Genomic DNA, 13,154 nt, shown 5'->3' on the forward strand with positions numbered 1-13,154 from the left:
TCAACGAACTCCGCATCAACTGGGTCTGGATGCCGCCCTGGGGCCCCGACAAAATCACCGACGACGGCCGCGAACAACTCCGCGCACTCGGCTTCAACGTCTGAGCGTTCGCCCGGGCGACCGACGTCGAGCAGCCCGTCCCCGACCTCGGTCAGGGACGGGCTGCCGCTGTGTGCGGGGGACGGCGGCCGGGCCCGGACGGGTGGTCGGGGCTGGTGTGTACGGTCGTACGTAACGTTGTGTACGCTCGTACTCATGCCTTATGTGATGCTGGCCGGCGCGATCCTCTCGGGGGTTCTGGCGACCACGGCCATGAAGTACAGCCACGGGTTCAGCAAGCTGTGGCCGTCGCTGGGCACCGCCGCCGGCTATCTGGTGGCCTTCGTACTGCTCGCGCAGACGCTGAAGAGCATGGAGGTCGGGACCGTCTACGCCATCTGGTCGGCGGCCGGGACCGCCGTCATCGCGGCGATCGGGATGGTCTTCCTCGGCGAGGCCGCCACCGCCGCCAAGATGCTGGGCATCGGCCTGATCATCGCCGGTGTCGTCGTGCTCAACGTCGGCGGAGCGTCCCACTGATGGCTCGCCGCTACGACCCGGACCGGCGGCAGCGCATCGTGGACGCCGCGATCCGCGTGGTCTCCGAGCACGGCATCGACGGGCTCAGCCACCGCAGCGTCGCCGCCGCCGCCGATGTGCCGCTCGGCTCCACCACGTACCACTTCGCGACCCTCGACGACCTGCTGATCGCGGCCCTGCGCCAGGTCAACAGCGACCCGGCGTCCTTCCTCGCGAGCTGGGAGCACTACTTGGAGTCGGGACAGTCGCTCGTGGACGGGCTCGTCCGGTTGCTGGAGGACTGCGCGGCCACGGACGACCGCAGCCACGTACGGCTGGAGTACGACCTCTACCTCGCGGCCCTGCGCCGCGACCGGCTCCAGCCGATCGCGGCGGCCTGCCTGGACGAGATGGTCGAGCTGCTCGCCCGGTACACCAAGGACGACGCCACCGCGCGGACGCTCGTCGCGCTGATCGACGGGCTGCTGCTCCAGCTGCTCCTCACCGGGCGCCCCTTCGACCGGGCGGAAGTGCGGGCGGCCCTGGCGCGCGTCGTCGGCTGAGCTCGGACGCGGCACGGGCGTTCCACGTAGGGCGGGATCGCGGGGGAGTCGCGGGGAGTCGCGGGGGAAGGGGCGGGCGCGGCCGGTACGGGATCGCGGGGAAAGCGGCGGGCGCGGCCGGTAGCGGGGCCGGGCGCCGGGACCGGTTCGCTTCGACGGGCCGTGTCCGGTTATTTTTCGGTCATGACCGATGCTGCTGCCCCCCGTCCCACCGGCGCCGTCGCCGCCGGCCTTGCCACCATCGCCGAGGACGGCACCGTCCTCGACACCTGGTTCCCGGCGCCCGAGCTGACCGCCGAGCCCGGCCCGTCCGGCACCGAGCGGCTGAGCGCCGAGCGCGCCGCCGAGCTGCTGGGCGACGCCGCCCCCAAGGCGCTGGGCCCCGACCCCCGCCGCGGCGTCGAGATCGTCGCCGTCCGTACGGTCATCGCCTCTCTCGACGAGAAGCCGATCGACACGCACGACGTGTACCTGCGCCTGCACCTCCTCTCCCACCGGCTGGTGCGCCCGCACGGCCAGAGCCTCGACGGCATCTTCGGCTTCCTCGCCAACGTCGCCTGGACCTCGCTGGGCCCCGTCGCCGTGAACCAGCTGGAGACGGTGCGCCTCAACGCCCGCGCCGAGGGGCTGCACCTCGCGGTCACCAGCGTCGACAAGTTCCCGCGCATGACCGACTACGTGGCCCCGGCCGGCGTGCGCATCGCCGACGCCGACCGCGTCCGCCTCGGCGCACACCTCGCCGGCGGCACCACCGTGATGCACGAGGGCTTCGTGAACTTCAACGCGGGCACTCTCGGCGCCTCCATGGTCGAGGGCCGGATCAGCGCGGGCGTCGTCGTCGGCGACGGCTCCGACATCGGCGGCGGCGCGTCGATCATGGGCACCCTCTCCGGCGGCGGCAAGCAGATCATCTCGATCGGCGAGCGCTGCCTGCTGGGCGCGGAGGCCGGCATCGGCATCGCCCTGGGCGACGACTGCATCGTCGAGGCCGGTCTGTACGTGACCGCGGGCACCCGCGTCACGCTGCCGGACGGCGAGGTCAGCAAGGCGCTGGACCTCTCCGGCGTGAACAACCTCCTCTTCCGCCGCAACTCCACCTCCGGCCGCGTCGAGGCCCTGCCCCGCTCCGGCTCGTGGGGCGGCCTCAACGAGGCGCTGCACAGCAACGACTGACCCCGGCGGGCGCACCGGCCGCACAGTGACGACTGACCGCGGCGGGCACAACACCGGCCGCACAGCGACGACGACAGCCGGGCACCGGCCGCCATGGGCGGCCTCCGCGGCCGTACGACGGGAGCACATCACCCGTCCGTACGGCCGCGGTGCTGTGTCCGGGGGCCGGGGTATCCAGGTGTCCGGGATGCACTGGTGCCAATTCCCGCCCTTGTGGGCCACCATGGGGAGGTTCGCTGTCCATCGCAGTGGTCAGGGGAGGACAACATGAGGCTGGGCAAACCACTCGCCGTCGGCTTCGCCGAGGAGCGCGAGCGGCAGGAGTACGAGCGGCAGGAGCACGAGCCGGCGCCCACCGCGCGGCCCGCTTCCGCCGGGACGGAAGCCGGGGCAGGCGTCCAAGCCGAGTCCGGGATCGCGGCCGCTGCCGGAGTCGGCGACGGCGACGGTGGTGCGTTGGTCGCCGGGGCCGAGGCGACGGCACCGCGATGAGGCTGCGGCTCCCGGAGGAACACCCGACGGAGCCGCCGACCGGCTACAAGATCGCCTACCCGGTGCTGTCCCAGAACGGCCGCCGGGCGGGCTTCACCGGCGTCTCCCTCGGCGGCGCACTCCCGTACGGCGTACTCGACGACGCGCGCTGTGTCTACGGACGCCGCCACCGCTGCCCCTCCCGCCGCTGCGACTGCGGCTTCCACTGCCTGCACTCCCGCGACGAGGCCCTCGGCCTCGTCTGCCTCACCGAGCACCGCCGGGCCGTCGTGCTGGAGATCACCGTGCTCGGCTCGTACATCCGCTACGAGCGCGGGATGCGCTACGCCCGTCAGCGCGTCCGCGCCGCCCGCGTCGGCCCCTGCTCCTGCGGCCGCACCGCCGACCGGTTCGCCGACGCCGGATGGGGGCGGGCGGGCTGGCGCACCGTGACGGGCAGCTGCGCGGGCTGCGCCGCGGACCGGATGAGCATCTCCTTTCCCGGCTTCGCGCGGCTGGCGGGGGAGCGGCTGGCCGTCTCCGTGGCGCCCGGAACCGCGGCGGGGACGCTTCAAGTGCACGCGACGAGTGGGGGCACGGTCCCCGAACTCGTCGCCGAGGCGGCGCTGCTCCAAGCCCGGCTGGACTGGTTCCAGAGCGAGCTGGCCAAGGTCATCGGCCGCGACGACCCATGACCGGCCCGACGGCGGTCCTCACGCCAGCAGCAGCGCGGCGTCCCACGGCGTGCGGGGCGTGGCGCCCGATGCGTATGTGTGCAGGCTGAGGGCGATGCCCGCCGTGCCTTCGAGGAACCCCGCCCGGTGGGGCGCCCAGAGGCCGGGCGGGGTGTCCGCGTAGCGGTAGCCGAGCGGCAGGGCCGGGTCGTAGTCGGCGAGCACTCGCTCCGCGAGGCCGGGCAACTGCGCCAGCAGTCGTTCGTCCCGGCTGTCGCGCGCCATCCGGCAGGCGATCTGGAGCAGCCCCGACCAGCCGTGGCACAGCCCGCAGTCCACCAGGGACTGCGGGCCGTCCAAGGAGCTGGCCAGCGCCTCCGTCGCGGTCTGCCGCCAGTCGCCGCGGTCCCAGGCGCGCCCGGCCAGGTAGACGGTATGGGCCACCCCCGGCGTGCCGTAGCACCAGGCCGTACGGCCCTGTGCCGGACCGGGCCGGGCGCAGGCGGTCTCGTCGTCCCAGCCGACGACGGCGGGCCAGCTCAGGTCGGCCGACTGGCGGCTGAGCAGCCAGTCGACGATGCGCGTCGCGGCCTCCCGCTGGCCGGGCACGGACACGCCCGCCTCCTCGGCGAGCGCGAACAGCGCCAAGGGCCCGCAGACGCCGTGGGCCAGGCCCAGGTTGAAGTGGCCGCGCGGGAAGTGCGCCTCCTGGCCGAGGCCGGGCGCGTCGGGCACCCACCAGCCGGGCACGGTGTGCCCGAGGTGCCGCACCGGCTCCGTGAGCCGGACCAGATACGACAGCGTGTCCGTGAGCGCGTCCCGGTGCCGGTCCGCGCGGAGCAACAGGTATCGGCCGATCCCCGCGAGGCCGAGGATCAGGTCGTAGACGTCCATGCTCACGCCTGCGCGGCGCGCTGCCAGCCGCTCGTTCTCCGCGTCGATCAACTGCCGGACTCGGGAGTCCACTTGAGCGTCGAGCCGGTCGAGCAGAGTCGCGTAGTCCGCCGGGCCCCGACGGGCCGCGCAGGCGGCGAGCGCCAGTGCGGGCGGGCCGGTGTAGAGCCCCGCGCCCTGACCGGCCGACAACGAGCGGGCGGCGGCGGCCAGATGGGCATGGGCGCGGGCGCGGTGGCGCGGGTCCTCCTGGGCGAGCTCGGCGAAGAGCAGGGCCACGCCGGGGTGCCCCTCGGCCAGGGTCACCCCGCCCCAGGGGTGCAACGGGCTGCGGCCCGGCTGCCGGTCCAGGTTCCCTTCGGCGGTCGCGACGGCCACGACCGCCTCCGGATCGGCGAGCCGCCCGGCCAGCTCGACCACGACCGCGGCCGCGCGGGCGGCCGTCGCCTGTTCAGCTGCCTCTGAGGCATCGGCTGCCCTTGGGACTTCAGCTGCCCCCGGGACACTGGCTGCCCTTGGGCCGTCGGCTGCCCCCGAGGCGTCGGCCGTCCGCTCATCGGCCGTCCGCTCATCCGCCGTTCGCGAGGCCGCTTCGCCGGCCGCCGAGCGGCTCGCCGCTTCGCCCGCCGTCTCGCCCGTCGCCGCCGTCTCGTCGGCGGTGCGCTGTGTGCTCACTGGATTCATCCGTTGTGCCTCCGGCGGTCTCGGTGGGCCTGGACGGCGCCGCGTGCGATGGCGTAGGTGGACTGCTCGCCTTCCCGGTCGATGCCGATCAGCCGGTTGTGGTGCATGTGGAACAGCGAGTTCAGGATCTGCGGCGGTGGCGCCCACGGCGGCGACAGGCGGCGCAGGGTGCGCCCGTACTCCGCGACGGCCGGGGCCCGCCGGGCGAAGGCCGCCAGTACCGCCTCGCCGCCGGGGCGTTCGCGCAGCGAGGCCCAGTCGTCGTACGGGTCGATGAGGGCGACCGCCTCCCGGCGGCGCTTCTGGAACGTGCGGTACGCGTCGCTCGTGCTGTCCTTCGCGTAGTTGCCGAGCAGCCAGTGCACCCATTGCGGTTCGCCGTCCGGCGTGCGGACGTCGGCGTCGTCCGGCCAGAACGCCCTGATCAGATCGACATAGTTGGCCGCGGCCAGCAGCAGCGGATCGGCGGTGAGGCGGCCGGTGTCCAGCAGTCTGAGCTGCTCCAGGACGGCGAGGCTGTCCGCGTGGAAGGCGTGCTCGGCGGCCTCGATCGCCTCCGGGCCGCCGTACCGCTCGGCCTCCGGATCGTACGTGTCCAGGATCAGCCTTCTGGCCAGCCCCGAGGCGCGCAGCCCGGCGACCCACTCATTGAGCCGTGGCAGCGCCTTCGCCGTGAGAACGGCGGGGTCGCCGTGCAGCCGCAGGCGCAGCTGCGGCTGTTCCTGGTCGCGGTAGCGGAGGAAGAACCAGCGGTCGATGCCCTCGGGCGGCAGCGAGTGCAGCAGCGCCGGCAGTTCGGTGGCGATCAGCTCGTCCTGGCGCTCCGCGGCGCAGTACACGGACGCGTACAGCCACTGGCCGCCCGGCAGGTGCTCGGCCGGTGCGGGGCGCGGCGGTGAGAGCCGGTCGCGGGGCTCCGCGGCCGCGGCGGGCCGGGCGCGCTGCGGCCCGTACCGCGTGACCATGGGGAACACGACCTCGTTGCGGTGCGTGCCCAGCGGCCCGACCAGCCACCCTGCGTCCTGCTCCGCCCCGGCCTCGACCTCGTACAGCTCGGCGCCCGGCCGCCGGCCGAGCTCGCGGCGGAGCAGCCGCAGGTGCTGGGGCCGGGTGAGGTCCAGTTCGAGGCGCTGGTCGGAGAACGAGAGGCAGACCCGGTCGGGGACCCGCCACCGCGACCGCCACGCGGCGACCGCCTCCGCCCACCGCTCGAAGGGGGATTCCGTGTCGCGCACCGCGTCCGTGGCGCGCCAGCGGGCCTGCGAGAGGACCGTGCGCCCGCAGCGGACCCGGGGCAGGAACGGCAGGCTCGACGCCAGGCCCCAGTCCCACGGCCGCCAGCGCCGTACCCCGCTGAGCGAGATCTCCCGCAGGAACCGCGCGACGTTCGGGGCCTGCCACTGGGAGTCGAGCATGTGGAACGCGGTGGGGACCACCTCCCGGCCGCTGCGCCGGTCCACGACGAACAGCCGCCGGATGTCCGCGCCCACGGCGAGGTCCGCCAGATCCAGATGGCCCGGCGCGGCCGGGTCCGCGTACACCGCGACCGGCACCTTGCGCTCCAGCCACTGCGGGACCTGCGAGACGTTGCCGCTGCGGGAGTGCGAGGTCTGGTAGGTGAGCTGGGCGGGCAGGGCCTCGGGGTTCGGATGGCCCACCGAGCGGGCGAGCGAGGCGAGGGCCGCCTGCGTTTCGTCGGGCAGCAGATAGGCGAACCGCCCGAACATGCCCCCGGCGGTCTGCGAACCCGCCGTCACCACCAGCCGGAAGTCACCGGCCTGCAACGCGGCGGGGGAGTCCGCGAGGAGCTTGGTCCACAGCTCCAGCGAGGCGGGCGGGGTGCCCTCGGACCGCGACAGCGCGCGGATCACGGGGTCGGCGCCGTCGTCCGCCAGCACCACCTCGGCCGCCCCCGCCAGCATCGCCTCCTGGGCCAGCTCCGTGAGGAGCCGGTCCCGCTCGGTCTCGGTGACGGCCTCCGGCCGCGCGAACCGGTGACTCGGCGGCATGTTGTAACCGGCGGGCGCGCCCAGCCCGACGTCCGGGTCGAGCAGCTCCCGCACGGGCACGAAACGGTCCGTGCTGTACCGCTCCAGGAACGCCTCGTGGTACTGGCGCAGATGGGCCGGGCCGCTCTCCTCGGGCGCCAGTCGCCACAGCAGCCGCGCGGCCCGCTCCGCCTCCTCGGCCACCTCCCGGGGCAGCGTCACATCGGCGTCCAGCGCCAGGTCCACCTGGACGAGGCGGTCGGCCGGGCGCAGCCGCGCCATCCGGCTGGTGAGGCTCCGCCAGGGAGCGAGCCCCTGCCCGGCCTCCCGCCGGGCGTAGTCCGCCAACGCGTCTCGTACGGAACGCAGTTCGGGCAGTTCCGGCAGGGCCGTGGCGTCCGGCAGCGCCCCGAGGACGTCGAGCACGTGGCCGAGCGGGTCGGTGGCTTCCAGCGGCGGTCGCGCCTCGGTGAGCAGGATGTCCTTCTCCACCAGCTGCGTCAGCATCCGCCGGGCGGCCTCCGCCGGCGCGCCGGGAAAGGACTCGGCGAGCTGCCGCTCCAGCTCGCCGAAGCGGACCGGGCCGCTCGCCCGCTCCGCCACCAGCCGCAGCGCCGTGGTGTGTCGCACGCTCACCTCGTGCACGGTGCGGTGCGCGCGCGCCTGGTCGGCGGCGTGCGGCAGGTAAGGCAGTACGAGCCGCCGGCCGCGCACGAAGCAAAGGTTGTTGAGGGTGACGTTCAACTGCCGCAGCAGCTCCGGCCGCCGCTCCCAGTCGGTCAGCAGCGCCGTGAGCCACTGCCGGTCGGGGCGCACCGCCCGGCGGTGCTCCGCACCGAAGCGGACCTTCGCCTCCTCGCCGTCGCCGTCGGTGAACGCCGCCGTGGCGACCCCGGCCATCAGCCCGAACGGCGTGCAGCGGGCCGCCATCCGCAGCCGGTACCCGGTCAGGGCACGGGCGGCGCGCCGGAGCTCCGCCAGGCTCGGCGGGGTCGCGCCTGCCGCCTCACCGGCCTCACCGGCCTCGCTGTCGGCGACCCGGCCGAGGCCCGTGATCCGGTCGAGGTCCGTGATTCGATCGCGGTCCGCGATGTGGTCGAGGTCCGTGGTCCGGTCGAGGTCCGCGATGCGGTCGAGTACGAGGCCGAGTGACGCGCTGGAGACGCTGACGGCCTCCCGGAGGAGCGGTTCCGCCGCGGCCCGGCGCAGATAGTCGATGAGGCGGTCCGCCTCGTCGGGGGCGCCCTCCGGCACGTCCGGGCAGGTGTCGCGCGTCCGGTGCGCGGGATGGACCGGTGCTCGCAGCATCGCGAAGTCCGCACAGGCGAAAAGTGATTCGGCGTTCATGCCCGCTCTTCTCCGATCTTCCCGTTCTGCCCGATGACGCGTGCCGACGCTGAACGGCAGAGCGCGGGCGCCCCTCCCGCCGGCCTGGGAGGGACGCCCGCGGCCACAAGGACTAGTGGCAGCCCGTCTCGGGACAGGTGAAGAGGGTGCAGCCGCAGCGGGTGCAGTCGGACGTCGGCGAGATCATGGCGCCTCCATCGGGGGCGACTCCGTCGATCTCGCGGACGTCGAGGTCGAAGACGTCTTCGGTGGCTTCGAGGGTGGCGGTCGCGATGGGCATGGAAATACCTGCCTTCCGGTGAGTTTTTCGATCCCGATTGCGGAGTGATTGGCCACTCCGCTCAATTTCCACGGTGAAGTCCCGAGGCATATCCACGCAAGGGCGCGTGAGGAGGTATTACTCATGTGAGTGAATAAATACGACTGGCCGAAACAAGCTGTCCAAAAACCGCAGGTGGAAAGGTTTTGCCGAACGGTTTGCGTGCTGAATCGATTCACTGACGAGCCGTCAAGATAATCACGGAAAAATGTCGCCCGCCGAGGATTGGAATACCTTGGTGCGGGGATAATTCGCGACTCTACATGTATCCATTCTCGATTGAAGGAACATGCCGCATGCCAAAGGAACCGGACCCGCCGGCGAGTGAGGATGTGCTCTTCGGCGGTCGGCTGCACTACGCCGCCGCCGGCCACGAAATGGCCCGGCTTCGTGTGTCGTTCCTCGCGATGGCCCGCCGCCTGCCGACCCTCGTCGCCGACACCACGCGGCTCGGCTGGGCCGCCGACCGTACGGCCCTGATCGCCGTCGCCGTGGCCGAAGCCGGGCAGGGCGTCGCCGGCGCGGCCGGACTGCTCGCCACCAACCAGGTGCTGCTGCGCCTGTTCGCCGCCGTCCCCGCCCCCGACCGCGTCTACCACGCCCTGCCCTCACTGGCCCTGGTCGCCGCCGCGAGCGCCTTCACGGCCGTACTCGCCGCCGTCTCCCTCGCCGCCACCGGCCGCCTCGAACCGAAGGTCGAGCGCACCGCCACCGCCCAGCTCCTGCGCCGCGTGATCCGGGCCGAGCTCACCGCCGTCGAGGACCCGGCCTTCCGGCGGCTGGTCGACTCCGCCGAACTCGGGGCGATGGCCGCGCGCCGGATGGTCTCCCACAGCGTCGGCGTGCTCAACGCCGTGATCTCGCTCGGCGCCTCGGCCGTCGTCCTGGCCCTCCTGCACCCGGCGCTCCTCCCGCTGCTCGGGCTCATCGCGGTGCCCAAGGGGTGGGGCACCGTACGGTCGGCGCGCCGCTCGTACCTCTCGCTCCAGGCGTGGCTCGACCACACCCGCCAGCAGAACCTGCTGGCCTCGCTGCTGACCCAGCGCGAAGCGGCCAGAGAGGTGCGGGTGCACGCCGCCGGGCCGTACCTCCTCGACCACTTCGAGCGCATGACGGAGAGCTCGGGCCGGGAGCAGACCCGGCTCGCGCACGCCGAGGCGGCGACCTCCCTCGCGGCCAGCGCCCTGGCAGGCGTCGCGACCGCCCTCACCTACACCGTGCTCGCCCTGCTGCTCGTCCACCAGGCGGTGCCGCTGGCGGCCGCCGGCACCGCGGTCCTCGCCATCCGCAACGGCACCGGCAACCTGCGGCTCATGATCAGCCAGATCAACCATCTCTACGAGCAGTCGCTGTTCTTCCTCGACCTGCGCCGCGCCGTCAAGGAAGCCGAGCGCCGTGCGATCCCCCCGGGCGGCGCACCGCCGCCGTACCCGACCGAGCGGATCGTCTTCACCGATGTCGGCTACACCTACCCCGGTGCGGACCGGCCCGCGCTCGACAAGGTGAGCCTGACGATCCGGCGCGGTCAGATCGTGGCCCTCGTCGGTGAGAACGGCTCCGGGAAGACGACCCTCGCCAAGCTCCTCAGCGGCCTGTGCCTGCCCACGGCCGGCACCATCCACTGGGACGGGGTGGAGGTCTCCGAAGCCGACAGGGAGCAGATCTTCCAGCAGGTCGCCCTGGTCGACCAGGACTTCATGCGCTGGCCGTTCACCGTGCACACCAACATCGGCATCGGGCAGCCGTGGCGGGCGGCGGACCGGGACGGCATCGAGAAGTCCACCGAACACGCCGGCGCGCGGCGGCTCGTGGACGGACTGCCGCGGGGCCTCGACACACTGGTGGCACGGGAGTTCACCGGCGGCGTGGAACTGTCCGGAGGGCAGTGGCAGCGCCTCGCCATCGCCCGCGCCCACTTCCGCGACGCGCCCCTGCTCATCTGCGACGAACCGACGGCCGCACTCGACGCGCGGGCCGAGATCGAGGCGTTCGAGCAGATCCGCGCCCTGGCCGACGCGGGGCACACGATCGTGCTCATCACCCACCGGCTGGCCTCCGTGCGCCACGCGGACATCGTCCACGTGCTGCGCGACGGCCGGCTCGTCGAACAAGGGACCCCCGGCGAACTGCTGCACTCCGGCGGCTGCTTCGCCGACCTGCACTCCTTGCAGGCGGCCCAGTATCTGAAGATCTAGGAGGGGAGCGCGGGCCTTCGGGGCTCCGTGGGCGCGTTATGAGTGTTTCCGCGCGTCTACGGGCTTCACGGCACCCCTGCACTGCGGGCCGCGCGACCGCGGTCGGAGGTCGCGCGGCTGTGACCATCGGCCGCTTGGATACCGGCTGTCGGCCGCTCGGTTGCCGACTGCCGACTACTGGTTACCGGCGCAGCCGCAGCACCTGCGGGTCGTGGTCGCTCGCCTGGTCGGCGAACTCCGCGTTGATGTGCACGATGTCGTAGTCGGCCCGGCGCAGGTGACGGCTGGTCAGCATGTGGTCCAGGACCTGCGAGTTGCCCTGGTAGACATAGCCGTACCGGTCCTTCTTCGGCAGCCGACCGACCTGGTCCGTCAGGACCCCGCCCGCGGTGAGGGCCTTCAGCGCGGGTGCGAACTGGTAGTCGTTCAGGTCGCCCGCGACCACCACGTCGGCGCGCGGGTCGGCCGCCACCAGCTCCTTGACGAAGGAGTTGACCGCCTTGGCCTGTCCCAGCCGCTGCGCCTCCGACGTGCGGGCCGGCGGCTGGAAGCGGCTGTCGACGCCCTGGTCGCCGCCCTTGGAGTTGAAGTGGTTGGCGACGACGAACACCGGCCGGCCCCGGAAGGAGAACTGCCCGGCGAGCGGCTTGCGGCTGTCGTGCCACGCCTCGTCGGCGGGGGCGACGCGGCCCGGCGAGGCGGACAGGGCCGTTGAGCCGCCGCGTCCGACGACCTTCACCGGGGTGGTGGAGTCCCCGCCGGGGATGTCGGTGAAGGAGACCCGCTCGGGGTTGAAGAGGAAGACGTTGCGGATGTTGCCGCCGGGCTGTCCGCCGTCGCGGCCGTCCACGGGGTCGATCTGCCGCCACTGGTACCGGGGACCGCCGGCCGCCGCGATGGCGTCCGTGAGCTGCTTCAGCGTGCGGTCGGCGCCGACGTGCCCGCTGTCGGTGGGCCCGTCGTCGTCCTGGACCTCCTCCAGCGCCACGATGTCGGGCGCGGCGAGCTGGTCCACCAGCGCCCCCGCCAGCCGGTCGAACTTCGTCTGCGGGGTCTTGGGCGAGAGGTTCTCCACGTTGTACGTGGCCACCGCCAGCTCGTCCGCCCGCTGCTTGCGGGTCTTCTCGCGCTCCAGATGGCGGTCGGTGCGGGAGCCCAGCTCGGTGGCGGCGATGGTGTAGCCGCCGAAGTTGTCGTAGTCCAGCGGCCCCGCGGTGGTGCCGGTCAGCTCGTCGCCGACGTTCGCCGCGGGGAAGGGGTGCTGCGCGAGGGGGAGCAGCGAGCCGATCTTCACCCGGCCGCTGTTCGGGTCCCGGTAGGAGGAGTACAGCGCACCCCCGCGCGCCGTACGGGCGTGCCCCGGCTCGGCGGTGACCCACAGCTCGTGGTGGGTGTTGGTCGCGCCGATGACGGGTGCGTCGCGGACGCTGACCCGCATCCCCTCCAGCGACTCGTAGCGGTCGAGCGCGTAACGGGCCGGCCGCAGGCGGAGGCCCTCGATGGAGCCGCCCTTCGCGTCCGGCGCGTACCGGTCCGGGACGGTGGAGGGGCGCATGGGCACGGCGGCGGGCAGCGGGTTGCCAGACGACTCGACCGTCCACGCCGCCCGGGTCAGCTCGGTCACGGACTGGAGCCCGGCCGCGGCCCCGCCGGGGTAGTACTCGGTGACCGTGCCGGAGACGAGCACGGAGTCGCCGACCGCGACGGCGGGGGTGGTGGACCCCGTGAACACGAAGACCGCCTCGCTGGTCGCCGGGTCCCTGTCCGGATGCGGGTCCTGCACCCAGAAGCCGCGCGCCGAGCCGAAGGCCCGTACGGCCGTCACGGTGCCGGGCACCCCGGCCACCCGCTGCCCGGCCAGCGGCGATATGCGGGTGTCGCCCTGGATGTCGTGGATACGGACCGGGGCCGAGGCCGTGACCCGGTGGCCGTGACCCGGGGCCGAGGCGGCGGCGCTCGCGGCCGAGGGAGCCGGCCCGGCGCTCACGGCCGCGGGCGCGGCGAGCAGCCCGGCCGCGAGCGCGGTGGCGACCAGTGCGGCGACGGTCGCGGGGGCGCGCAGCGAGGTCCGGGAGGACAGAGAGGGACGAGGGGGGAGTGAGGGCAGAGGGCGGCGAGTGGGCATCTGGGGGCCTCCGGAGCGGGACGAGAGGTGCGGGGCGGCGGCTTGCGGTGTCCAGGCAGCAGCGTGTCCGCGCGGTGCGCGTCCACGCCATAAGCGTCTACGCGCGTCAATCTCTTGTGCGTGTAAGGGAGTTGTCAAGAGATTCCGGGTGTACGGGCCCCGA

At 73.3% G+C, this 13,154-nt stretch carries 10 protein-coding genes and 1 pseudogene; 7 read left to right on the forward strand and 4 right to left on the reverse strand.

Going from position 1 to position 13,154, the window contains the following annotated elements; genetic code table 11:
• From AB0I22_RS25810 to AB0I22_RS25835, 6 genes and pseudogenes are all read left to right on the forward strand, one after another.
• Positions 1-104 (forward strand): annotated as a pseudogene (locus AB0I22_RS25810) (metal-sulfur cluster biosynthetic enzyme); the annotation flags it as partial.
• Positions 105-255: 151 nt separating this feature from the next.
• Positions 256-579: a multidrug efflux SMR transporter gene (locus AB0I22_RS25815; RefSeq protein WP_363133278.1), complete on the forward strand. Its 324-nt coding sequence runs from the start codon at positions 256-258 to the stop codon at positions 577-579.
• Positions 579-1,121, forward strand: coding sequence for a TetR family transcriptional regulator (locus tag AB0I22_RS25820; RefSeq protein ID WP_363133279.1), 543 nt, complete (start codon positions 579-581; stop codon positions 1,119-1,121). The genes AB0I22_RS25815 and AB0I22_RS25820 overlap by 1 nt, the downstream gene beginning before the upstream one ends.
• Before the next feature lie 183 nt (positions 1,122-1,304).
• Positions 1,305-2,294: a 2,3,4,5-tetrahydropyridine-2,6-dicarboxylate N-succinyltransferase gene (dapD, locus tag AB0I22_RS25825; protein ID WP_363133280.1), complete on the forward strand. Its 990-nt coding sequence runs from the start codon at positions 1,305-1,307 to the stop codon at positions 2,292-2,294.
• Between the two features lie 267 nt (positions 2,295-2,561).
• Complete coding sequence (locus AB0I22_RS25830; RefSeq protein ID WP_363133281.1) at positions 2,562-2,786, forward strand: hypothetical protein; 225 nt, start codon at positions 2,562-2,564, stop codon at positions 2,784-2,786.
• On the forward strand, positions 2,783-3,460 hold the full coding sequence (locus tag AB0I22_RS25835) for a hypothetical protein (protein ID WP_363133282.1): 678 nt from the start codon (positions 2,783-2,785) through the stop codon (positions 3,458-3,460). Before AB0I22_RS25830 ends, AB0I22_RS25835 begins: the two co-directional genes overlap by 4 nt.
• Positions 3,461-3,478: 18 nt before the next feature.
• On the opposite strand, the gene AB0I22_RS25840 is transcribed toward AB0I22_RS25835, so the two are convergent.
• From AB0I22_RS25840 to AB0I22_RS25850, 3 genes are all read right to left on the reverse strand, one after another.
• On the reverse strand, positions 3,479-5,008 hold the full coding sequence (locus tag AB0I22_RS25840; protein WP_363133283.1) for a lanthionine synthetase C family protein: 1,530 nt from the start codon (positions 5,006-5,008) through the stop codon (positions 3,479-3,481).
• A 5-nt stretch (positions 5,009-5,013) separates the two neighbouring features.
• On the reverse strand, positions 5,014-8,352 hold the full coding sequence (locus tag AB0I22_RS25845; RefSeq protein ID WP_363133284.1) for a lantibiotic dehydratase: 3,339 nt from the start codon (positions 8,350-8,352) through the stop codon (positions 5,014-5,016).
• Positions 8,353-8,464: 112 nt separating this feature from the next.
• The gene (locus tag AB0I22_RS25850; protein ID WP_363133285.1) at positions 8,465-8,632 is read right to left on the reverse strand and encodes a hypothetical protein; all 168 of its coding nucleotides are present in this window, start codon (positions 8,630-8,632) and stop codon (positions 8,465-8,467) included.
• A gap of 335 nt (positions 8,633-8,967) precedes the next feature.
• Here AB0I22_RS25850 and AB0I22_RS25855 point away from each other — a divergent pair, with 335 nt between their 5' ends.
• Entirely contained in the window at positions 8,968-10,866 is a 1,899-nt protein-coding gene (locus AB0I22_RS25855) for an ABC transporter ATP-binding protein (protein WP_363133286.1), read from the forward strand.
• Positions 10,867-11,047: 181 nt separating this feature from the next.
• Here AB0I22_RS25855 and AB0I22_RS25860 read toward each other — a convergent pair whose 3' ends face one another.
• Complete coding sequence (locus AB0I22_RS25860) at positions 11,048-12,991, reverse strand: endonuclease/exonuclease/phosphatase family protein (protein ID WP_363133287.1); 1,944 nt, start codon at positions 12,989-12,991, stop codon at positions 11,048-11,050.
• Between the last annotated feature and the right edge of the window lie 163 nt (positions 12,992-13,154).

Source organism: Streptomyces sp. NPDC050610 (genome assembly GCF_040654875.1).
Classification (GTDB): Bacteria; Actinomycetota; Actinomycetes; order Streptomycetales; family Streptomycetaceae; genus Streptomyces.

Coding starts and splice junctions, on each gene's coding strand:
- AB0I22_RS25815 (WP_363133278.1), top strand. CDS start 256: ATGCCTTATGTGATGCTGGCCGGCGCGATCCTCTCGGGGGTTCTGGCG.
- AB0I22_RS25820 (WP_363133279.1), top strand. CDS start 579: ATGGCTCGCCGCTACGACCCGGACCGGCGGCAGCGCATCGTGGACGCC.
- dapD (WP_363133280.1), top strand. CDS start 1,305: ATGACCGATGCTGCTGCCCCCCGTCCCACCGGCGCCGTCGCCGCCGGC.
- AB0I22_RS25830 (WP_363133281.1), top strand. CDS start 2,562: ATGAGGCTGGGCAAACCACTCGCCGTCGGCTTCGCCGAGGAGCGCGAG.
- AB0I22_RS25835 (WP_363133282.1), top strand. CDS start 2,783: ATGAGGCTGCGGCTCCCGGAGGAACACCCGACGGAGCCGCCGACCGGC.
- AB0I22_RS25845 (WP_363133284.1), bottom strand. CDS start 8,352: ATGAACGCCGAATCACTTTTCGCCTGTGCGGACTTCGCGATGCTGCGA.
- AB0I22_RS25850 (WP_363133285.1), bottom strand. CDS start 8,632: ATGCCCATCGCGACCGCCACCCTCGAAGCCACCGAAGACGTCTTCGAC.
- AB0I22_RS25855 (WP_363133286.1), top strand. CDS start 8,968: ATGCCAAAGGAACCGGACCCGCCGGCGAGTGAGGATGTGCTCTTCGGC.
- AB0I22_RS25860 (WP_363133287.1), bottom strand. CDS start 12,991: ATGCCCACTCGCCGCCCTCTGCCCTCACTCCCCCCTCGTCCCTCTCTG.